Origin of the sequence: Vibrio anguillarum, from assembly GCF_001989995.2 — a bacterium.
GTDB classification, from domain to species: Bacteria; Pseudomonadota; Gammaproteobacteria; order Enterobacterales; family Vibrionaceae; genus Vibrio; species Vibrio anguillarum.
In genome coordinates this window covers 39665-60695 of sequence record NZ_JAHGUP010000051.1, presented here as the reverse complement: position 1 = coordinate 60695, position 21031 = coordinate 39665, and the positions used below count along the sequence as shown (strand labels likewise).

The window sequence follows — 21031 nt, the reverse complement described above, 5'->3', positions numbered from 1 at the left end:
TTGATCAGATTGTTATGTTTTCTCACTTGGTGAGAAAGCAAGTCTGTTATTAATCTTAAATTCTCGATATATAAGAATCATAGTTGAGGCGTGGAATAAATGAGGCTAAAAAGAAAACATGAACGAAACGAAATTATCGGCCAGCCAAGTTAATGAAAAGTCACTGCAATTATTGATGCAAGTGGCGGTAAATGAAGAGCCAGTATCAGCGAAAACCTTGAGCGAACAATTGCAAGTTCCGCTGAGTAGTTTCTACCGACATCTGAAGATTTTGAAAGAGTGGAACTTGATCGAAGAGAGCCCACACGACAAAACGTTGATCATCGGTTCGGCGGCTCTACTTTTAATGCGCAGTTATGAAACGAGTCAACACAATTTAGATGCAGTCGATGCAGTGTTAAGTCGATTACAGAAACAGACAGGCGAAATGGCGGCATACATGGTTCCGGTGGGATACCGAGCCTTGTGCGTTAGCCAAAAAGAAAGTATGCAGGCACTTCGATGCAGCTTCGTCCAGGGTCAAAGTCAACCCCTGCTTCGAGGTGCCTCATCTAAAGTGATGTTGGCGTATTTACCCGCTCCGCGCTGTGAAAAAATTCTTCGTTATTTTGGTGAAGACCACCAAATGGAAAAATGGCAGACAGAGTTGGAAAAAATACGTCGTAATGGGTACGCCGTGAGCACGTCAGAAATTGATCCTGGCGTTTCCGGAATTAGTGCCCCCGTAATGAAAGGGAGTAAGTTGATCGGCGCAATTTCAGTGATGGCTCCAGCCCATCGTGTTGAAACCAACAAGCAGCGGATCATTTTACATGTATTACAGGCAGCAAGAGCGTTGCCACCAGAAAGGTAATTCATAATGCTAAGTTTATTCAAACGCTACCGTATGAGTCGTACACAGAGCCAACCCGCTTATCCATTCACGTTCATGACACTCTGTGAACAGATAAAGCCAATGTCTCAAGTAGAGTTTGAATTTGCTCAGCAGAGCCTTGAATTTGCATCAGATTGGCTCTATCAGCGTCAATCCACGCCTTGTTATTCTGATGCGGGACATATAGTCGTCAAAGATAAAAATGCCACCCGTTTTCAAGACACCTTGAGTCATCAATTAGCACTGAGCTCAGTGCCCGTCGTACTAGCGAATTGTCACGAAATGCTGCTCAATGCATTACCAGTGATGGCTTTTGAGAATGACGAAGTTGGTATTGTGAGTATCGGACATCATTTTGAGCTGAAACAAACGCTGGACCTACAAGTTGGCTCTGCATTTCATTTTGCACTCTCTCGCTATAACAATACGCGCCTATTTTGTATTGGAATTGATGAAATGCATCAATCCAACCAAGTGTGGGAGTATGCAGAAGATTTAGGCTGTGATTGGTTAACGCTGAATGAGTGTGGTTTTCGTCATCGTAATCAACTAAAAAGCCAATTAGGTCACTACATAGAGCATTGTGATCAACTGATCGTGACGATTGATTTAGCCTCTTTAGTTCCGGGAGTGGGGGTTGATGAGAACAACGCGTTAGATAACCAAATGGTACTAAGAACGTTAAGGCAATGTGCGCTTTCGGGCAAGGTAAAGCTTATCCAACTGGTGGGGGCGAAGGATAAATTGATTTATTCTAAGCAGACCAAAGAAATTTTAGATGAGCTATGTGCTTTATCGCCAGATGTAATCCACGCTGCGTAGTGACATATTGATTATCATATATACCAAACAAAAACCCCCATTTGTCTGGGGTTTTTGTTTTATGGAACTCAACTATTTGAAGTATGCTAAGTGTGTTGTTCGGTTTTTAGTATTAGGTTAATGAGCACTAAATTTGCTGAGTGATAATGAAGTGGCTTGTGCTTTCTGGAAGAGCTCTTTACTACAATCGCTCATCACTTTGCTGTCATTAAGCAGTTCGAGTGAATGTTGATTAAGATTGCTCAGTTGCGTTAGCAAATCTTCAACATGTGACAGTTGCTCATCAGATGAATTGACCGCTAAGTGGTTGGCGTTATTCGCTTGATTAACATCCTTGATCGCTTGGCTGACTAACTCGTTACTACTTTCAATAGCTTCAACGCAACTCATTGATGCATTGACACTTTCCCCCATGTAGCCGATCAAGTCTTTCGAAAAGTTACTAAGCACGGTAAGGATCTCTTCCACTTGGTTGGTTGAAGAGGATGTTTTTTCCGCTAGGTTACGCACTTCGTCTGCCACGACGGCGAACCCGCGACCATTCTCACCCGCGCGAGCCGCTTCAATGGCCGCATTGAGCGCAAGCAGGTTTGTTTGATCAGCGATCGTACGGATGATCTGTAAGATATCGGTGACTTTTTCAACCTGGGCATTTAGGCTCTCAGCGGTTTTTGCTGTTACTTGTGACTTTTCTGCTAGGTTTTTATTTTCACTTAATGCATGTTTAAGTTGTTGTTGACTTTCTTGCCCAGAAATAACGGCTTGTTGTAAAGACAGCGACGCAGTATTGATATTCTCAGTGACTGACGCAATGCTTTGCCGAGCACCTTCACCAATTTGTACTGATTGCGCAATTTCCCGCTGCTGACCATTGATATTGTGTTCTAGCTGCTTCACTTGTCGTTCAACAGCTTTCGTAACATCAGTGACATTGCAGATGTTTTGTTCAATAGGGTGGAAGGTGTGTTCCACTTTTTCAATGAACATATTGATTGCTGTGGCAAGGTCACCTAACTCGTTATCTTTGTTAAATGGAATTCGTTGCTTGAGGTCACACCGACCAGAAGCCAATGATTCACATAAGTTTTTCAGCTGATTTAAAGGATGCAGTAGAGCGCTCCTCAAAATAAAAAACAAGCCAATAAAAGTAATCAACACGAAGGTTATGCCAATTGAAATGGCCCATAGCCCCAGTTCCTTGGAAATGGCATTGACCTTGTCAAATTGCCACTGAGTGACTAAGTAACCCACCAATTTTGCTTCCTTGCCCGACGTTAATGGGTTGATGATGATCACGTGTTGTGTGCTTTGTTCAATAATGATGGCGTTGGTTGATGCTTGGGTCAGCGCATTTTTTATATTGACTCCGCTAGGAGATACGGACTTCTCATTTAATTGATAGAATAAAGATCCATCTGCAAGGAAAACCGCTATATGTTTGAGTTCTTTATTGCTGCTATCGACAGCGACTTTAACCCGCTCTTCCAAGCTCTCTACTTTGTTAAAGCGCACCGAAGTGGCGACGTTTTCAGCTAGAGAAGCCGCCATTTGTTGATAAGTTTGAGCGCTCAGCGAGTACATCACTGTGGCACTTTTCGACCATAGAGCATAGGAAATAGCAATCAGCGATACAACGCTAAGTAGCGACGCACTTGCCACTACCAACCGACTAATACTAAGTCTCATATAGAGTAATCCTGATCAATGAGTTAAAGAGCTTCTACGTTAACGCCGATGGTGATGGCACCAATCACTTTCCCTGAGCTAGGGTCAACCATGCTGTGGCTTATCTGTGACTGAAACATTTGGGTCGACTCATCTTCTTCTATCTCACCAATTAGATATGCGCTTGGACCTTTAAGGTAGGTGTCTTGCCACTTTTCCTCATCTCCTTGCCAGTAGTCAGAAGTAATCTCGCTTTGGGCGACATTCAGCCCTTTGTTATCCATAGCAAAGATCTCCGTAATTAGCCCGTTGCTAGCTTGTTGAATCGATTTAAGTTCAGAAGATGCGGGGGAAGAGAGCAGTTTGTTGATCAGTGGAGCATCGGTTTGGCCCACTTGGCTACGCCAATCCTTGTCGAGTTGATCAATTTGCATTTGAGTTAGGTTAGCGTGTTGAGCGTTTTGAGCATTAATGGCTTGGATTAAAACGGGATTAGCAATGATTTCAGCCACCTTGGTATCAATGAAGTTTTTTAGCGCCCCTTCAAACTCATTAGCAAAGGAGGAAAAGGAGAAACAAGCGATCAGGCAAATAAAATATTTCATAACAGACTCCAGTCGAGTTAGGTATTTTGCGTTGTGTATAAGGTATGTAGTGATCTTAGATGTTCATATTCATCCATATGCACTTTGAGCCTAGTTTAAGAATAGAAAACTGTAAAAAAATAGGTGTGATTTGAGCGCATGATCAAATGAATATTCATCTCTTGCCAAACAAAACAAAAAACTATCCGTTTTGACAATTGACAAGCTTGATGGCGGTGCCGGTTGTATTGTTTTCTCGACGAGGTCGGTTAGAAAATATCGATTTGGAGTGATACTTGTGGTGACCCAGCTGTGCTGAATGGCTTATTTAGCTAACGCATAGATTTTATTTTTTAACTCACTGTCACCGTTAAGCAATGTAAATTTAACTTATTTGTCACGATAGACCGCTAAGCTGCTTGCAAAATCCAATAACAAGACAAGTAAAGTCAAGGAGCAAACATGTGGAAGCGTGAAGAGCAAGAGTCTCAATTTAGTGAAATGATCGAAGCGAGACTCTCTCGCCGCCGTTTTATGGCGGGTAGTGCGGCAGTCAGTGCAGGCGCGTTTTTATCTTTAAATCCAGTTGCTAAGGCTGTGGCGGCAAAGTCGAGCTCTTCACTGCTCAATTTTGAAGCCATTCCTGTCTCAACGGCAGATGCCATCGTTGTTCCTAAAGGGTATAAAGCGACCCCGTTGATTTCATGGGGTGACCCCATTTCTGTTGATGCTCCTGAGTTTGACCAAAGTGGTAAACAAGATTCACGAGCACAAGAGCTTCAATTTGGTGATAACACTGATGGCATGAGCTTCTTCCCAATTTCGGATGATCGCGGTGTACTTGCGATTAATAATGAATACACCAACTACGAATACTTGTTTGATCACAAAGGTAAATCGATGACAGCAGATGATGTGCGTAAAGCGCAAGCTGCGGTCGGCGTTACTGTCGTTGAAGTGATGAACAAAAATGGCCAGTGGACGGTTGACCGCGCAGGGAAGCGTAACCGTCGTATCACGGCAAACACACCAATGTTGCTCACAGGGCCAGCTGCAGGCCATACGCTAATGAAAACCGCCACTGATCCTAAGGGCTTAAATCCACTGGGAACTTTTAACAATTGTGCGAATGGTCAAACGCCGTGGGGGACATACTTAACGTGTGAGGAGAACTTTGATGATTTCTTTGGTAGTAACCAAGATGGCGTGAAGTTAACGGCTGATCATAAGCGTTATGGTATTGAAGCCAAACCCAGTGATTATCAGTGGCACCAACATGATGAGCGTTTTGACGTTGCGAAAAACCCCAATGAGCCAAACCGCTTTGGTTGGGTAGTGGAAATTGATCCGAACGATCCAACATCGACGCCACTTAAACGCACGGCGTTAGGCCGTTTCAAACATGAAAATGCGGCGCTTACTCTCAACAAAGACGGCCATGCTGTGGTCTATCTGGGGGATGATGAACGCGGTGAACATCTATACAAATTCGTTTCAAAAAATCGCTACCAAGTTGGTAACGATGCGGCGAATCGCAATTTATTAGAAGAAGGAACCCTCTTTGTCGCTAAGTTTGATATGAATGAGAAAGAACTGAAAGGCTCGGGAAAATGGCTTGAACTGACCTTTGGTAAAAATGGTTTAACGCCAGAAAATGGCTTTAAGGACCAAGCAGAAGTGATGATTTTTGCTCGCCGCGCAGCGACTCAAGTGGGTGCTACGACAATGGATCGTCCTGAATGGGTTGCGATTCACCCTGATAATAAGCACGTGTTCTGTACACTGACCAACAATAAAAACCGAGGTAAAGAGGGGCAGCCTGTTGGTGGTCCTAACCCTCGCGCTAAGAATAACTATGGCCAGATTCTGCGCTGGATGCCAGCCAATGAGGATCACACTAGCACTGTGTTTGCATGGGATCTGTACTTGATTGCGGGCAACCCAACGGTACATAAAGGCGATCTCTATGCGGGCAGCGACAATATCTCAGCAGACAACATGTTCAACAGCCCAGATGGTATCGGCTTTGACAAAGCGGGTCGCTTGTGGATTCAAACCGATGGCAACTATTCCAACAAAGGGGATTTTGCCGGGCAAGGCAACAACCAAATGTTGTGCGGGGATCCAATTACTGGTGAAGTAAAACGTTTCCTAACTGGGCCGATTGCTTGTGAAATAACAGGGTTAACTTTTTCACCGGATCAAAAAACCATGTTTGTTGGCGTTCAACACCCTGGGGAAGATGAAGCGCCATCGCATTTCCCATACGGCGGAACCACCAAGCCGCGTTCGACCATTATGATGATCACTCGTGAAGACGGCGGGGTGATTGGCGCATAAGCCCTGATCATTTCCTCTGAAGGGAGCTGCGGCTCCCTTTTTAACATTCTTGCTGTCGGTCAACGCTGCTGCCATCATCCATTCACGGTCTTGGAGTCTCCTATCTTGCACGAAAGAAGACGTTGTTTCGGTTAGGCAGGACATGGTCTGGTTTGCCTTTCCTACACGTTATGTATGAATTCTTTGTGTCAGGAAAATAAGTAAAAAGGGTGAGATCGGGGCGATTATTTTCCCTCAAATTGACAATTGCTTGATACGTTCTTTGCGTGTCGTCCGTTATTATGCTGATCTTCAATAATCCAGCGGTGTCTATTGAGCGTGAAAAAGCAAATCCAAATGAAAAAATCGGGCTTAGTACTCTTAGCCTTGTTCTCGTTGCTGTTAGTTCCCATCTCATTGGTTGGGTCTTCGATTGATTTGACCACGCCAGTGAGCGAGGGCGTCGGTGCATTTTTTACCTATTTAACCGATTCGGCTGGTTGGCAAGGTTTTGGCTTTACCTTTGCTTTGTTGGCTTTTTTGGCAACACGGACAGCGACTTCCCGCATTGAACTGCTTAACCGCATTATTCAAATTGGCTTGTTATTGGTGATTGGTATGGCTGCCAAAACGGGTTTAAAACATCTGACAGAGAGCCCTCGTCCATACACCGAATTAATGACGTATGAGTTACTTATCCCAAACCCTGCGCATTTTTATAAATTGAGTGAATTACAAAAAGAAAGTGTGATGACCGACATCGCAACCCAAGTCAGTGACTGGCGTTTACGTCATTGGCAGGGTGAAAAGGATTATTCATTTCCTTCTGGCCATACGATCTTCGCTGCTATTTGTCTGGCTTTCTTTGGTGGCCTGTTTATTGAACAAAAGCGCTATATTTTTGCGGCGGGTCTACTGCTTTGGGCCTGTGGGGTCTCCTTTAGCCGCTTATGGTTAGGGATGCATCGTCCGGTTGATTTATACGGCTCCTTGCTGTTTGTCAGCATGATTTACCTTGTGATACCCAAAGTGTATCCCTTAGATCATCCTAAATTAAAACCGTTATTAACGCGCCTTCATCTCTGTTAACGGGTCACGAGTCATCATAAAAAAGCCAGCACATTTAAACGTGCTGGCTTTTTTGTAATCACATTCAATCACATAAGTAACGGCAATCAGGCAAAGAAGGAGGAAGCCACACCAATCAAACCACCGAATACTCCACCCCAAACAACCAACCAGCCAAGGTGCTGTTTAATCATCTTCTGTACCATCTCTTTCACCAATTTAGGCGTGAGTTCATTGAGACGTTGATCGATGATGTTTTCGATGTTAGCGGTGATCTCTTCAATCATCTCAGGAGCTTCTAACTGCTCTTTGAGCGCTTGTTTAACGCTATCGCTTTGGCTGATATCAATCATAGATTGCTGCATTTTTTCGACAAACGGTTGCTTGAGTGGTTGTAGCGCGTCGGTTCCACCAAACATCGCCAGCATGCCGCCAAATGGAGAGTTTGCAATCACTTCGACCAAAGAATCAAAGGTTGGGTTGAAGTCAACTTTGGCAATCACAGGCTCAAGATCCAACGTTTTACTGCCCGTCATCTCTTTACTGAGGAAGCGGTCAATATTGGACTGGGTGAAAAATTGCTCCATCATCAGGCTCTTGATTGCGGTTTTGAACTCTTCAAAGCGAGCAGGTATCACACCCGAGCCATAGAGTCCTGGCACTTTTTCAAACAGCATGTGAATCGCAAGCCAGTTGGTGATTGCGCCAGAGAAGGCAAATAAGCCCGCATACAGCGCAATAGTGTTATCCAGTTGATAGCCCGCTGCAAGGAGCGCTAGCGCAATGATATTAGTGAGTAAGCTCTTGTTCATAATCCAAATCTAGTTAAATAAAGGGAATGGGCGAATTCTAAGGAAAAAGAGTGAATTGTGGAAGCATCAACGGAGCGCAAACTCCGTTGATAAACCATTAAGCAATCTCAACGTCGTCGCAACCGATAAAGCCACCCGTTTGGTGCGCCCATAGGTGTGCATAAATGCCGTTTTGAGCGATCAACTCTTGGTGTGTGCCTTGCTCAACGACGTTACCTTTATCGAGTACGATCAACCTGTCCATTGCGGCAATGGTTGATAAACGGTGAGCAATGGCAATCACGGTTTTGCCTTGCATCAGCTCATTTAAGCTCTCTTGAATTGCCGCTTCCACTTCGGAGTCGAGTGCGGATGTGGCTTCGTCGAGTACCAACAGTGGCGCATCCTTTAACAGCACGCGGGAAATAGCAATTCGCTGGCGCTGGCCGCCAGACAGTTTTACGCCGCGCTCGCCCACTTGCGCATCATAGCCTAGGTTACCAAATGGGTCGGTGAGTGTTTCGATAAACTCATGTGCGTGTGCCTGTCGGGTGGCTTGCAGCAGTTGTTCTTCACTTGCATCAGGGTTGCCATACAAAATGTTATCGCGGATCGAGCGATGCAACAGTGAAGTATCTTGCGTCACCATACCAATTTTGCTGCGCAATGAATCTTGGGTGACCTCATTGATCGCTTGCCCATCGATACGAATTTGCCCACCTTCAACATCATGAAAACGAAGCAGTAAATTGACTAAAGTCGATTTTCCAGCGCCAGAACGCCCTACTAAGCCCACTTTTTCACCCGGTTTAATGGTCAGGTTTAAATGGTTAATAACGCCTTTATTCTCGCCATAGTGGAAACTCACGTCATCAAATTCGATGCCACCTTGTGCAACCTGCAACGGTTTTGCGTTGGGTTTATCTTCAATGGTGATCGGTTTCGAGAGGGTTTTCATGCCATCCACGACTGTGCCCATGTTTTCAAAGAGTGCACCGACTTCCCACATGATCCATTTCGACATGCCATTAATGCGCAATGAAAGGCTGATCGCAATCGCGATTGCACCAATACTGATGGCACTCTGCATCCATAGATAAATCGAAGTCGCCGCAATCACGAACACCAAAATATAGTTGGCGAGTTCAACGCACAGGTTAAAACCAGTCACTAAACGCATTTGGCGGTGAACCGTGTCTAAAAAGCTCTCCATGCCTTGTTCGGCATAGTCGGTTTCTCGGCGGGTGTGTGAGAACAATTTGACCGTGGCAATATTGGTGTAGCTATCAACAATGCGCCCCGTCATGGTTGAGCGAGCATCGGCTTGTTCTGATGCTACTTTTTTAAGCTGTGGTACAAAGTGAAGTTGAATACAAATGTAGGCCGCGAGCCAGACGAGCATCGGCACCATTAAACGCCAGTCTGCTTGCGCCAACATCACCACAATCGCAGTGAAATAGACTGACACATAGACAAACACATCCAAGGTCTTCATCACTGTTTCGCGGATGGATAACGCCGTTTGCATTACTTTAGTGGCAATTCTTCCCGCAAAGTCATCTTGGTAAAAAGAGAGGCTTTGTTTGAGCAGATAACGGTGCGCTAACCAACGGATCGACATGGGATAATTGCCGAGCATAGTTTGGTGGATCAACAGTGAATAGATGCCAATCAAAAGTGGCATGATCACGAGTACTAAAATAGATAAACCGATCAAGGTGTCTCGGTTCTCAGTTAGGAAAGTCTCTGGGTTACTGGATGAGAGCCAATCCACCAGTTGGCCCATAAAACCGAACAGTGATACTTCAACAACGGCAATTAACGTGCTGATTAACGCCATTAAAATGAGTGGTTTTTCAAAGCCGCGCGTGTAGTAACGACAAAAGGCCCATAAGGTCGCAGGAGGCTGTTTGGGTTCCTCTTTGGGAAAGGCTTGGGTAAAGCTTTCAAATTTTTTATACATCGAAAATCCTTATGCCAATTCTCGCTAAAGTATGAGAGACCAAAAGCCTAGAACGCGAGAATCTAACGTTGAACTCCTATAAGGGGAGCAAATGATGGAGTAAGCCGAACAGAAGTATAACGAAATCACAACATAAGTGGCGGATTACTTTTCGCGCTTGGCTCTAGAAAACGGCGCCTGATTAATACGGTGGTCAATGCAGCAAGCATCGGCTCGAATGGTCAGTAACGTCCATCGGGTGAAAAAGTGAAGTGAGTTAAATATCGTTATCGACGATAAGAGAACCATCAACGAGTTGCGCTACTTTTAAGTGAGTTTTTACTGTGAATATTTTTTGAATAAGGGTGAATATTTTTAGGTGTGATGGGGATTTTGCCGTAATTTTTAATGTGAAAAGTAGTTTTCTCAGTAATTAATAGGAGTTATTCGATGAAATAACCCAAAATTCAGTCAATGTTATTTTAACATTATGCTTACAATTGGCCTAAAGTGAGTAGAAGGGAAAGTTTCTATGATGTTGCAGGAACAAGTGATCACACAGCCAGCCGTGAATACGGTGCAAAATGCCAATTGTGTCGTAATGGTGCCGCCAAAAGAGTTCAAATTTAACGCTCAAACGGCGCAAGATAATGAATTTCAACACCAAGTTGCATTGAGTACCGAACAAGTTCGCATCCAAGCCATGGCCGAATATCAAAGCATGGTTGAGACACTGCGTCTCGAAGGCGTGCAAGTGGTGGAGTTTGATTACCCATTATCTGAAGTGGAAACGCCAGATGCCGTCTTCCCTAATAACTGGTTTAGCACTACGCCAGAGGGAACCTTGTTTACCTTTCCGATGGCTTGTAAAAATCGACAGCAAGAAGTGCGCCCACAAGCGTTGATCGAAACCCTTACTTTGTCAGGCCGCAAGGTATTGGCGCAAGATTCGTTGCTCGCGTATCAAGACCAGCAGGCTTATCTTGAAAGCACCGGTGTGATGGTGATGGATCACCTTAATCGAACCATCTATTCGGCGTTGTCACAGCGCTGCGACCGTGAAGTGCTAGAGGAGTACGCTAAACGTATCGGTTATGATCGCGTGGTCTCTTTTCAAACGGCGTTGCCTTCAGGCCAACCGGTTTATCACACCAATGTGATGATGGCGGTTGGTGAAGCATTCTGCGTGATTTGCGATGAAGTGATCCCGGAGTTTGAACGTCGTTTTGTGGTTAAATCACTGGCTAAAGATAAACAGATCATCTCAATTTCACTTGAGCAGATGAACTGTTTCTGCGGCAACATTTTACAATTAGAAACGGCGGCAGGGGATAAAGTGATCGCTATGTCACAATCGGCGTTTGATGCCTTTTCGCCGGCGCAGCGTGCGCAGCTAGCCAGTCACGGTAAGTTACTGCCGTGTAATGTGAAGACCATTGAGGATATTGGCGGTGGTTCGGTGAGATGTATGTTAGGGGAAGTGTTTTTGCCTGCTATTGGCTAAGATTGATGTACTCAACGCCATTTTTGCCATTTTTCTTCACCTGATACATTGCTTGGTCGGCCAATTCATATAAGGTTTCAAAAGTATGCATTGAGGTTGTGAATTGGCAAACACCAATACTAAAGCCAATTTGCACTTCTCCATGACTTAATTTTAGTGGTGAATAGGCTTTGGTTAGCAAACTGTCGATAAACTGCTTTAACGTTTCTGTGCTTTGATTGATGCACAATAGGACAAACTCATCGCCGCCCAAACGAGCAATCGATGATGGTTGAGGCGCATTTTCTTGAAGCCATTGAGAAACTTGGAGCAGCACGAAATCCCCAGCTTGGTGCCCAAGATGATCATTGACGGTTTTAAAGTCATCCAAATCGATAAAAATCAGTGCCGCAGAGTGTTCGACAAGATCATTCATCTCGTCAAACTTAGTTTCTAACGCCTTTCGATTTAATAGGTTGGTCAATGGATCTTGCGCGGCGAGTTTGGAGAGTTCTAATTCATAATGTTTTTCATTGGTAATATCCGTGTGGGTGCCCATCATGCGCAGCGGCTTTCCATTCTCATCATATTCAACGATTCGGCCGCGATCCGACACCCAGCTTTGACCTCCATCTTTGCGGATCATCCGGTGTATGACCTGATAGGTGTCAGCCTTGCCATTCAAATGGTCCTCAAAAGCGCCCACGGCTAAGTCATAATCATCGGGGTGGAGTTTGCTTTTCCAAATATCGACGGTGGCGTCTAGCTCGTGTGATTGATAGCCAAGCATATCACCCCATTCTCTATTGAATATTTTAAGGGTTCCGCTAGGAATGTGTTGTTCCCAAAGACAAAGTCCAGTGCCTTCTAGCGTTGTATTCAGTTTTTCTTCAAGAGAGCTGTTTTCTTTTTTGAGATGCTCAACTTGCTCTTCAAGCTGCTTGATTCGTTTTAAGTACTCTTCCATAAACCGTGATGAACCGAGTCTGCATTTATGTCGAGTGTGCCACAGTTTGCCGATGGATTCACAAGGTTGTTGATATCTTGTTCAACATACATCTCATTTTTTCCCGTGGGTCACAAAGCTTATTTGGTTTGAATAAATTTGCTGTAGGTACTGACTCGGCCGTTGATGTACTCAATACCGCAGTGAATACTGTGTTCGTTATTGCCAACAATCTGATATTCGACAATAAATTCACCGCTGATCACTTTGATAAATAAGAAACCGTCGATGACTTTCCATAATCCTTGCAGTGTTTTTTCACCAAACAGATCTCGCTCGACCAACGTGCCATTCGGCTTTAAATGCAAAGCGGAAGAAAAACCGTCTACATTCACTTTTACCCAAGTATGCTGGTGAGCCTCAAAGCTTAATATTTTGCGTCGACACTTAACCCATTCTGCCAGCGCTTGCTCTTGGGTTGGGGTGAGCGTAGGGAGCGCTTCCATTTCTAAAAGGGTGTGATGCTTTTCATACCAGAAGAGTTGTAAGTGAAGTAATTTCATTGGTTCTCAGAGTGTTATGCATCGGGGCGTTATCAAAAAGCAACTCTGCGCGATTGTGTTGGTGATGTCAATATTTGCCAAGAAAAGCTACCGCGCTCACGGGGGAGAGGGCGCGGCATTATCCAATATGAGGATGAAGGATGCATAAAAGATGCACCCGAGCACAATTTATAGGTTGAATAAATGAGCTATAGGTTGAATAAACGAGGCGAATCAGCGGCATCGCAGGCTTGATTTAGCCGATGTTGCGCAACACGAATATTGTGTTTCCAATGTTCATCTTGCGCCCACATTTCGATCACCATAGGTACAACACAGTTTGCCTCTTTCAGCGTTTGGGAAATAGCATCGAAATTGACTTCTCCTTCACCAATCACCAAGTCTCGAAATTGGCCCGTGGAACTAGAGGTGACGCAATGAGTATCTTTAAGGTGGATCTGAGTAATGTGTGGCATACCAAGTGCCAATTCAGTACACACATCGTAGTTCCAACCTGAAATGTTGCCTACATCTGGATACGCCATAAAATAGGGGGAGGGTACTTGCCGCTTTAGAATTTCGAACTTACTGAGTGAATTAAGATAGCTGGTATCCATGATCTCCACTGCCAGCATCACGCCAGCACGCTCGGCCAATTTGGCGGCAAGCTGCATGCCTTCAATGAAACGTTGATGAGTTTCTTTATTAGCGGGTTCGTAATAGACATCATAGCCTGCGAGTTGGATGGTGCGAATGCCCAGTTTGTAAGCTAAGGTAATCGCTTTCTCCATGTGCAGAATGGCTTGCTCTCTAATGGCGGGGTCTGACGAGCCAAAAGGAAACTTACGGTGCGCACTTAGGCACATCGATTGTAGCGGGATTTGGTATTGCTCACACCATCTTCGTAGCTGATAGATGGTTGCATCATCCCAGTCTAAGCGTTGACGACGTTCATCCGACTCATCGACGGATATCTCTAAAAAATCAAACCCCAGCTCTTTCGTTGTGGCGAGCTTTTCTTCCCAACTGAAATGATTGGGGAGCGCTTTTTCATACAACCCGATACGTTGGCGTGGCAAATGTTGATACATACGGCCTCCTAGCACCAAAAACGATCGATTTGACTGCGCAGTGCTTCGGCAGTGACGCGACCTTTTTCACCGACCAATGCACGCCCCGCAATGAAGGTTTTGGCCTTAATGCCTTCAAATAAATAGAGATCTTCTGGCACGATGCCACCTGTGATGGAAAGTTCAAGCCCCATATCGGATAGAGTTCGCATCTTCTCAACATCTTCGCTTGTCCAACCAATACCGGCCAGTTCGGCATCTCTTGAACGGTGATAAATGGCTTGAGTGATACCAAGGTCAATCCACGCTTGTGCATCAGCAAAGGTCCAGTTGCCGTAAATTTCGATTTGGATTTCGCCATCCAGTTCATCGGCGACTTTCTTACACGCACTGATGGTGGCGATATGCGCTGCGGCAGAAACGGTGATCCAATCCGCGCCAGCTTCAAATGCCATTCGCGCTAAAATAGCGCCGCCATCGGTGGTTTTCATATCGCACACTAGAATATGGTCAGGGTGATTATGGCGTAACGTTTTGACGGCCTTCATGCCTTCAGCAAAGGCGAGGATGGTGCCGACTTCGATGACATCCACAAAGCTTGCTACGTTTTTTGCCACTTCGATGGCAGAAATAAGGTCAGTTTGGTCGAGAGCGATTTGGATCATTGGTTTAGTCATGAGAGTTATCCTTGAATTTTGTCACGGATCAAACGGGCGAGCCCGTCGTGATTGTTATCGGTTGTACAAATCAGTTTGGCGTGGGATTTCACCGTATCGTCGGCATTGAGCATCGCCACACCGAGCCCAGCGTAGTCGAGCATTGAAATGTCGTTATGGTTATCGCCGACAGCCAACACGTGATTAGCGTGGTAGCCAAGTGATTGCACATATTCAGCCAAGCGCTGACCTTTACTGTTGCCTTTGGCAGCGAAGTCGACGCGATTCGACCATGAACGCTCACCGTTGAATGTTTCTTGTACCCAAGCTTGTTGGGCAAGACGTTCAACGGAACTCGGTAGCCCTTCAACCACAAATTTCCAAATAAACGTTTCTTGCTCGACGCGGTGACGAAACGAGTCAATTTGCTCGATTTTGGGCTGTGCTGTTGGTGGGTACTGGTTAGCCCATTTTTCCAACGCTTGCATGTAGGCGATTGGGCTACGCTTGGAATAGGTCATCGCGTCGGTCACATACATCACCAGTTTCATTTGAAACTCTTTAGCCAAAGCGAGAAAGGTCAATGCATCTTGCTTGGTGATGGCATTGTGCTTGAGCACTTTTTCATTTTGGTAGTCATACACATAAGTGCCGTTACAGCAGATGATGGGGGGTGTAAGCCCCAATTCTTGATAATAGGGTTTAGCCGCCGTGTGGTGACGGCCTGTCACGATCACCACGTGGCAGTGTTGCTGCGCCTGTTGAATCGCTCGCTTTAGCTGAGGATGAATGGTGTGTTCATCAGTCAACACCGTGCCATCAAGGTCGAGCGCGAGAACTTTATACATAGCCGCTACCTTTGGCCGTAGTAAGCGTTATCACCATGCTTACGTTGATAGTGTTTATCGGATAATTCCGGTTGAATTTTGATGCCACTGTTGAGTGAACGAGTCGCCAGCGCCATGGCGGAAATCTCTTCCAAGACGACAGCGTTATGAACGGCATCGTTAGCATCTTTGCCCCAAGAGAAAGGAGCGTGCCCGGCGACAATCACACTTGGCACCGCCATCGGATCAATGCGACGATGTTTGAACTCTTCGATGATCACAAGGCCGGTATTTTTCTCATACTGGCCAGCGATTTCATCGCAAGAAAGTTTGCGTGTGCAGGGGATGTCACCGTAAAAATAATCGGCGTGAGTGGTTCCTAAAGCGGGAATGTCAATGCCCGCTTGCGCCCAAATAGTGGCACTGCGCGAATGGGTGTGTACCACGCCGCCAATCTCTGGATAAGCTTTATAGAGTTCGAGGTGAGTGGCGGTATCACTGGATGGATTAAGTGTGCCTTCCACAATCGCGCCGTTAAGGTCAACGATCACCATGTCATCGACTTTCATCACATCGTATTCTACGCCGGAAGGTTTGATGGCGATGACGCCCTTCTCGCGGTCTATTTCTGATACATTGCCCCAAGTAAAAGTGACTAAACCGTATTGGGGAAGCTTAAGATTTGCCGCAAATACTCGCTGTTTTAGTTCGCTATACATGGCATCCTCACTCGACCAATTGCGCCGCTAACGCTTCATCAATCACTTGGTAAACATCCTGCGCGGTACGACAACGGCGCAGTTTATCGAGATCAACGCCAGTCTCGCTCTCTTCATCATCCAGCACTTGGGTTACTTCCATTAATCCTTCCATATGCTGATCAGACGAGCTACCAGCCAAGGTGATCAGCACATCGACCGGTTCATCTTCGCCGTCAAAATAGACAGGCGTTTGTAGCGTCACTAAAGCAAAGGCGGTTCTGATCACGCCATTTTCAGGACGAGCATGAGGCAGGGCAAGATTAGGCGCGATGACGATATACGGGCCTAATTGTTCAACGCTGCTGATGATGGCATCGTGATAGCAGGGGTGGATGGCTCCTGATTTGATCAGCCTATCCGTACCGATTTTGATCGCCTCTTGCCAAGTGCTCGCCTGTGCATTTAATTGGATGGAATCATTGTCGATCAGTGATTGTTTCAGTCCCATGGTTCTATCTCCAGAGTGGGTGCCAGTGCGTCTGGCACCTATTGTTGTTTTTGTACTTATCGTTTTGTAGTAAATAGCTATTTCAAAGTGACAAAGTTTTTATCGATGATATCGAGTAGCTCATCACCAAAAGAGTTCGGATTCAGCATGTTTTGTACGCCGAGCACAAACTTGCCTTCTCCGGGCTCCATCTCACCAGAGAGATGTTTTGATGAGACGATGATGTCGGTGGTGGCGAGCTTAGATTTATAATCAGACACTGCGCAAGAATCCATCACATGTGGAATGCCTTTTTTCTCCAGATACTTACCGATTTTCATCTTCATCATCATTGAGGAGCCTTGCCCATTGCCACACACGGCTAAAATGCTGACCGGGCGCACGCCATCACTGACTTTCAGTGCTTGTTCGACGGCGGCGATGACTTCTGGATCGTCACTGATGTTTACCAAACCTTGTGCATCTTCCTCTTCACGCAGTTTTTTAGAGGCGAAGAACATGTACACACCAGCCAATGCAATCAGCACAAAGAAGAACAGTTTTGAGACGGATAAGCCTTGCATGATCGGTGGGAAGACTAGCGCCCAGTCGGCCATGCCCATCCAGCCACTGAATTCGGTGCCGTATTGGTTGAAGATGTGAATTGCCCATGCTGAGCCAACGACTTCGATGATACCCATCACAAAACAGATCTTCATGACCGCGCGCCAGCCGCCAAAGTGGTTGGCAAAAACACCAATGGTTGCGTTGGAGAAGAACATCGGGATAAAGCCGGGAATGATCATGATCGGTGCATCAAAAGCGAGCATGGCCAGCACCGCCGTAAATTGACCAATCGCGCCCCACATAAAACCAAACACCATGGCATTAGGTGAGAACGCGTAGATAGCGGCGCAGTCAATGGCTAAAACCGCGTTAGGAATGACGCGCTCTGAGATACCTTTAAAGGCTTCAGACAGTTCGGCAACGAACATACGCACACCCGCTACGATAACTTGAATCGCTACCGCAAATTTAAGGCCAGTTTCCAGAATGTAGATAGACCAATGGGTTTTTCCCGCCATTGCTTGCAGGTTGTCTAAACCAAATGAGAGCAAAATAATGCCGAAAAATAGCGTCATCACAATCGCGGTTGCGGCAATGCTGTCGTGGAAAATGTGCAACCATTTAGGCAGCTCAAGGTGGTCGACACTCTCGTTTTTGTCGCCCAATTTGGGGGCAATCTTAACTGCAATCCAAGACGCGACTTGTTGCTGGTGGCCGATGGAGAAACCGGCTCCACCCGTGACGGCTTCGGTGGGTTTGAACATAATGTTGGAGGAGATAGACCAGTAGAGCGCCATCAAAACAGCCGAATAAAGGATGGTTTCCCACATGCTTGCGCCCAGCACAAGGTAGAACACCGCAATTAACCCTGCTTGTTGGAACATAATATGCCCCGTTAGCATGATGGTGCGAATGCCTGTGTAGCGGCGCAGCAAAACGAGCAAGATGTTGATCGCCAGTGCCAGTAGTACGGTATAACCAACCCAAGAATAATCATCCCCCATGATTTCCATGGTGGCCATCATTGAGGTGTACGGGTCGATAACCGAGCCAGTTAAACCATGATATTCCGATAATTTCTCAATCACAGGCTTAAAGCCTGCCACTAAGGTCCCTGCACCCACCTGTACCAACATAAAGCCGACGATGGTTTTGATCGACCCTTTAATGATGGTGGTGGTATCTCTTCTTAATAACCAGTAACCGATAAGGGTGACTAAGCCCAGCAGCAAAGGTGCTTTAGTCATTACTTGGCTATAAAAAATGTAGAAGATATCGTAGATGAACTGCATATCTTTACCCCTTGATTCTCTATTTATCGTTATGTGTATTCCCGTCTTACTCGAAGCTGGGTGTAGGTCAGAGTGAATCAGCAAGGTGATGCCGATTTCCATCTTGTTTTGCTCACGAAATAGACTTTACCAATCAAAAGTAATCATTCAATGCTCATTTGTGATTATTTTGATTTTTATCAATTTCTTCGCCAAATGGAGACATTATTTGATACTCAAGTCACAGTTAAAATTTTATTTCAAATAAAATCAATTGGTTATGTTTTATTGTGAGCGAGAGGGAAGTTTTGTTCGTCCAGTGTTTGACATTGTGATGGATGAGAAATAGAATCAAAACAAATCATAAATAATCACCAAGTAATCACTTGATGAAAAGATAAGGTGATAACCATGAACGAAGTACAAAGACATAACGAGATACTGTCTTTGCTAGACAATATGCGCACCATCAACGTCACGCATATTATTGAGAAATTTAACGTGTCACCAGCAACGGCCCGCCGCGATATTTCTAAGTTAGATGAGCTAGGTAAGCTGAAGAAAGTTCGCAATGGTGCTGAACGCTTAGAGATTAGAAAGCGAGCGTGGACGCCGTTAAATATCGACAGTACGGATCATTTCCATGAAAAATCACAGATTGCCATGGCTGCGGCTAAGCTCTGCAACCCAGGTGACAGTGTGGTAATTAACTGTGGTTCTACCGCCTTCTTGCTCGGTAAAGAGTTGTGTGGCCAAGATGTTCAAATCGTGACTAACTATTTTCCACTGGCCAGTTACCTTATCAATGAAGATCACGACGATGTAATCATCATTGGTGGGCAGTACAACAAAGCACAAAACATTTTCCTCAACCCCGCCCCTGATTCGTTAGGTGGTTATGCCGGACATTGGATGTTCACCAGTGGCAAAGGGCTGACGGAAAATGGCCTATACAAAACCGATATGCTCACCGCCGTTGCCGAGCAACAAATGCTAGAGCAAATCGGTAAGTTAGTGGTGGTAGTGGATAGTTCTAAAGTTGGGCAGCGTACGGGCATGCTATTTTGCCCCGCCAGCAAGGTTGATATTGTTATCACTGGCAAAGCCGCCGATCCGCAAGTTATCCAAGCGCTACAACAGCAGGGGACAGAAGTGATTCTGGTATAGAAAGCACTTCGCTCTACACATTCTAATAATAAACACAGGCTCAGTGTCTTCACCTTTGGTTAAGACGCTTGGCTCCCTACATCCAAAATTTGTCTAACTGATCGTGAAATAAAAGGTGTTGCTATGAGTAAAATTGATGAAATCACACGCGATTCATGGGTTCTCAGTACGTTTCCTGAGTGGGGAACTTGGCTGAATGAAGAGATAGAAAAGACCGAAGTGGAAGCCAACACCTTTGCTATGTGGTGGCTTGGTTGTACAGGCATTTGGCTAAAAAGTGCCGGAAATACCAATCTTTCGATCGATTTTTGGTGTGGGACGGGTAAGAAAACACAAAAGAATCCGCTTATGAACCCACAACACCAAATGATGCGGATGGGGGGCGTGCGTGAACTGCAACCCAACTTAAGAACGTCTCCTTTTGTGTTGGACCCATTTGGCATCAAAGAGATTGATGCGGTACTGGCGACGCATGATCACGCTGATCATATCGATATTAATGTCGCAGCAGCTGTGCTGCAAAACTGTGGTGAGCATGTGAAATTTATTGGGCCACAAGCTTGCGTTGACCTGTGGCAAGGCTGGGGAGTACCGAGTGAGCGCTGCATTGTGGCGAAAGTGGGTGATTGCATTGAAGTCGGCGATATCAGTATCCGAGTGCTGGACTCTTTTGATCGCACTGCGTTGATTACGCTGCCTAAAGGTGTTTCATCTTATGATAAGGGGATTCTTGATGGTATGGATGATCGCGCGGTCAACTACTTATTGGAAACCTCCGGTGGCTCAATCTACCATTCAGGTGATTCGCATTATTCGAACTACTATGCCAAGCATGGTAATGACTACAAGATTGATGTGGCGCTGCTCTCATACGGTGAAAACCCACGAGGCATCACAGATAAGCTGACTGCATCTGATATTTTGCGCGCAGGCGAGGCGTTAGGTTGTGAAGTGGTGATCCCATTCCATCACGATATTTGGGCTAACTTCCAAAATGACCCGCGTGAAATTGAAGTATTGTGGCAAATGAAAAAAGATCGTCTGCAATACGGCTTTGCGCCATTCTTTTGGCAAGTGGGTGGTAAATACACTTACCCAACCGACAAAGGACGTATGCATTACCAGCATTTCAGAGGCTTTAAAGATATTTTTGTCGATGAACCAGAGCTGCCTTTCAAAGCATTCTTGTAATGTTCTGAAAGCAAAAATTAGAGAAGAGAAAGAGGCCAATTGGGCCTCTTTGTTTATT

At 45.4% G+C, this 21031-nt stretch carries 19 protein-coding genes; 7 read left to right on the top strand and 12 right to left on the bottom strand.

Annotated features, from left to right (window positions below; all coding sequences use genetic code 11):
- The first annotated feature begins 118 nt into the window (after nucleotides 1-118).
- Entirely contained in the window at nucleotides 119-853 is a 735-nt protein-coding gene (locus tag PL85_RS12910) for an IclR family transcriptional regulator (RefSeq protein ID WP_115339944.1), read from the top strand.
- Between the two features lie 6 nt (nucleotides 854-859).
- A complete protein-coding gene (locus tag PL85_RS12905; protein WP_013868324.1) occupies nucleotides 860-1696 on the top strand; it encodes an arginase family protein in 837 nt (278 codons plus the stop codon).
- 117 nt (nucleotides 1697-1813) lie between these two features.
- Here the strand turns inward: PL85_RS12905 and PL85_RS12900 are convergent, their stop codons facing one another.
- Both PL85_RS12900 and PL85_RS12895 read right to left on the bottom strand, forming a co-directional pair.
- On the bottom strand, nucleotides 1814-3382 hold the full coding sequence (locus PL85_RS12900) for a methyl-accepting chemotaxis protein (protein WP_013868325.1): 1569 nt from the start codon (nucleotides 3380-3382) through the stop codon (nucleotides 1814-1816).
- A 23-nt stretch (nucleotides 3383-3405) separates the two neighbouring features.
- Nucleotides 3406-3966 (bottom strand): hypothetical protein, encoded by a 561-nt coding sequence (locus PL85_RS12895; protein WP_115339943.1) that lies wholly within the window; start codon nucleotides 3964-3966, stop codon nucleotides 3406-3408.
- Between the two features lie 441 nt (nucleotides 3967-4407).
- On the opposite strand from PL85_RS12895, the gene PL85_RS12890 reads away from it, so the two are divergent.
- Nucleotides 4408-6285 (top strand): PhoX family protein, encoded by a 1878-nt coding sequence (locus PL85_RS12890; RefSeq protein ID WP_094123614.1) that lies wholly within the window; start codon nucleotides 4408-4410, stop codon nucleotides 6283-6285.
- Between the two features lie 312 nt (nucleotides 6286-6597).
- A complete protein-coding gene (locus PL85_RS12885) occupies nucleotides 6598-7353 on the top strand; it encodes a phosphatase PAP2 family protein (RefSeq protein WP_094123615.1) in 756 nt (251 codons plus the stop codon).
- Between the two features lie 86 nt (nucleotides 7354-7439).
- Here the strand turns inward: PL85_RS12885 and PL85_RS12880 are convergent, their stop codons facing one another.
- Together PL85_RS12880 and PL85_RS12875 are read right to left on the bottom strand one after the other, a co-directional pair.
- Entirely contained in the window at nucleotides 7440-8144 is a 705-nt protein-coding gene (locus PL85_RS12880; protein WP_013868329.1) for a DUF445 domain-containing protein, read from the bottom strand.
- 97 nt (nucleotides 8145-8241) lie between these two features.
- Nucleotides 8242-10086: an ABC transporter ATP-binding protein gene (locus PL85_RS12875; protein WP_013868330.1), complete on the bottom strand. Its 1845-nt coding sequence runs from the start codon at nucleotides 10084-10086 to the stop codon at nucleotides 8242-8244.
- Nucleotides 10087-10597: 511 nt separating this feature from the next.
- Here PL85_RS12875 and PL85_RS12870 point away from each other — a divergent pair.
- Nucleotides 10598-11569 carry an arginine deiminase-related protein gene (locus tag PL85_RS12870; protein ID WP_115339942.1) on the top strand — a complete coding sequence of 324 codons (972 nt, stop codon included), beginning with the start codon at nucleotides 10598-10600 and terminating at the stop codon, nucleotides 11567-11569.
- Here the strand turns inward: PL85_RS12870 and PL85_RS12865 are convergent.
- The 8 genes from PL85_RS12865 to PL85_RS12830 all read right to left on the bottom strand — a co-directional run bounded on the left by PL85_RS12865 (nucleotide 11559) and on the right by PL85_RS12830 (nucleotide 18636).
- On the bottom strand, nucleotides 11559-12515 hold the full coding sequence (locus PL85_RS12865; protein ID WP_115339941.1) for a diguanylate cyclase domain-containing protein: 957 nt from the start codon (nucleotides 12513-12515) through the stop codon (nucleotides 11559-11561). The genes PL85_RS12870 and PL85_RS12865 overlap by 11 nt on opposite strands.
- Nucleotides 12516-12634: 119 nt before the next feature.
- The gene (locus PL85_RS12860; RefSeq protein WP_010316849.1) at nucleotides 12635-13057 is read right to left on the bottom strand and encodes a hypothetical protein; all 423 of its coding nucleotides are present in this window, start codon (nucleotides 13055-13057) and stop codon (nucleotides 12635-12637) included.
- A 188-nt stretch (nucleotides 13058-13245) separates the two neighbouring features.
- Nucleotides 13246-14127, bottom strand: coding sequence for an L-ribulose-5-phosphate 3-epimerase (locus PL85_RS12855; protein ID WP_026027146.1), 882 nt, complete (start codon nucleotides 14125-14127; stop codon nucleotides 13246-13248).
- An 8-nt stretch (nucleotides 14128-14135) separates the two neighbouring features.
- Nucleotides 14136-14783 carry a 3-keto-L-gulonate-6-phosphate decarboxylase UlaD gene (locus PL85_RS12850; RefSeq protein WP_010316854.1) on the bottom strand — a complete coding sequence of 216 codons (648 nt, stop codon included), beginning with the start codon at nucleotides 14781-14783 and terminating at the stop codon, nucleotides 14136-14138.
- A 5-nt stretch (nucleotides 14784-14788) separates the two neighbouring features.
- Nucleotides 14789-15610 (bottom strand): Cof-type HAD-IIB family hydrolase, encoded by an 822-nt coding sequence (locus tag PL85_RS12845; protein ID WP_115339940.1) that lies wholly within the window; start codon nucleotides 15608-15610, stop codon nucleotides 14789-14791.
- A 5-nt stretch (nucleotides 15611-15615) separates the two neighbouring features.
- The gene (locus PL85_RS12840; protein ID WP_013868339.1) at nucleotides 15616-16308 is read right to left on the bottom strand and encodes an L-ribulose-5-phosphate 4-epimerase; all 693 of its coding nucleotides are present in this window, start codon (nucleotides 16306-16308) and stop codon (nucleotides 15616-15618) included.
- Between the two features lie 7 nt (nucleotides 16309-16315).
- Nucleotides 16316-16798, bottom strand: coding sequence for a PTS sugar transporter subunit IIA (locus tag PL85_RS12835; protein ID WP_013868340.1), 483 nt, complete (start codon nucleotides 16796-16798; stop codon nucleotides 16316-16318).
- Nucleotides 16799-16875: 77 nt separating this feature from the next.
- A complete protein-coding gene (locus tag PL85_RS12830) occupies nucleotides 16876-18636 on the bottom strand; it encodes a PTS ascorbate-specific subunit IIBC (protein WP_026028425.1) in 1761 nt (586 codons plus the stop codon).
- Nucleotides 18637-19026: 390 nt separating this feature from the next.
- Here PL85_RS12830 and ulaR point away from each other — a divergent pair, with 390 nt between their 5' ends.
- Complete coding sequence (ulaR, locus tag PL85_RS12825) at nucleotides 19027-19782, top strand: HTH-type transcriptional regulator UlaR (RefSeq protein ID WP_026027147.1); 756 nt, start codon at nucleotides 19027-19029, stop codon at nucleotides 19780-19782.
- A gap of 123 nt (nucleotides 19783-19905) precedes the next feature.
- Nucleotides 19906-20973, top strand: a complete 1068-nt coding sequence (ulaG, locus tag PL85_RS12820; RefSeq protein WP_115339939.1) for an L-ascorbate 6-phosphate lactonase — start codon at nucleotides 19906-19908, stop codon at nucleotides 20971-20973.
- The last annotated feature ends 58 nt before the right edge of the window (nucleotides 20974-21031 follow it).

Bases quoted from the DNA above. Each gene is read 5' to 3' on its own strand.
- PL85_RS12910 (WP_115339944.1), top strand. From the start codon at position 119: ATGAACGAAACGAAATTATCGGCCAGCCAAGTTAATGAAAAGTCACTG.
- PL85_RS12905 (WP_013868324.1), top strand. From the start codon at position 860: ATGCTAAGTTTATTCAAACGCTACCGTATGAGTCGTACACAGAGCCAA.
- PL85_RS12900 (WP_013868325.1), bottom strand. From the start codon at position 3,382: ATGAGACTTAGTATTAGTCGGTTGGTAGTGGCAAGTGCGTCGCTACTT.
- PL85_RS12895 (WP_115339943.1), bottom strand. From the start codon at position 3,966: ATGAAATATTTTATTTGCCTGATCGCTTGTTTCTCCTTTTCCTCCTTT.
- PL85_RS12890 (WP_094123614.1), top strand. From the start codon at position 4,408: ATGTGGAAGCGTGAAGAGCAAGAGTCTCAATTTAGTGAAATGATCGAA.
- PL85_RS12880 (WP_013868329.1), bottom strand. From the start codon at position 8,144: ATGAACAAGAGCTTACTCACTAATATCATTGCGCTAGCGCTCCTTGCA.
- PL85_RS12875 (WP_013868330.1), bottom strand. From the start codon at position 10,086: ATGTATAAAAAATTTGAAAGCTTTACCCAAGCCTTTCCCAAAGAGGAA.
- PL85_RS12870 (WP_115339942.1), top strand. From the start codon at position 10,598: ATGATGTTGCAGGAACAAGTGATCACACAGCCAGCCGTGAATACGGTG.
- PL85_RS12865 (WP_115339941.1), bottom strand. From the start codon at position 12,515: ATGGAAGAGTACTTAAAACGAATCAAGCAGCTTGAAGAGCAAGTTGAG.
- PL85_RS12860 (WP_010316849.1), bottom strand. From the start codon at position 13,057: ATGAAATTACTTCACTTACAACTCTTCTGGTATGAAAAGCATCACACC.
- PL85_RS12855 (WP_026027146.1), bottom strand. From the start codon at position 14,127: ATGTATCAACATTTGCCACGCCAACGTATCGGGTTGTATGAAAAAGCG.
- PL85_RS12850 (WP_010316854.1), bottom strand. From the start codon at position 14,783: ATGACTAAACCAATGATCCAAATCGCTCTCGACCAAACTGACCTTATT.
- PL85_RS12845 (WP_115339940.1), bottom strand. From the start codon at position 15,610: ATGTATAAAGTTCTCGCGCTCGACCTTGATGGCACGGTGTTGACTGAT.
- PL85_RS12840 (WP_013868339.1), bottom strand. From the start codon at position 16,308: ATGTATAGCGAACTAAAACAGCGAGTATTTGCGGCAAATCTTAAGCTT.
- PL85_RS12835 (WP_013868340.1), bottom strand. From the start codon at position 16,798: ATGGGACTGAAACAATCACTGATCGACAATGATTCCATCCAATTAAAT.
- PL85_RS12830 (WP_026028425.1), bottom strand. From the start codon at position 18,636: ATGCAGTTCATCTACGATATCTTCTACATTTTTTATAGCCAAGTAATG.
- ulaR (WP_026027147.1), top strand. From the start codon at position 19,027: ATGAACGAAGTACAAAGACATAACGAGATACTGTCTTTGCTAGACAAT.
- ulaG (WP_115339939.1), top strand. From the start codon at position 19,906: ATGAGTAAAATTGATGAAATCACACGCGATTCATGGGTTCTCAGTACG.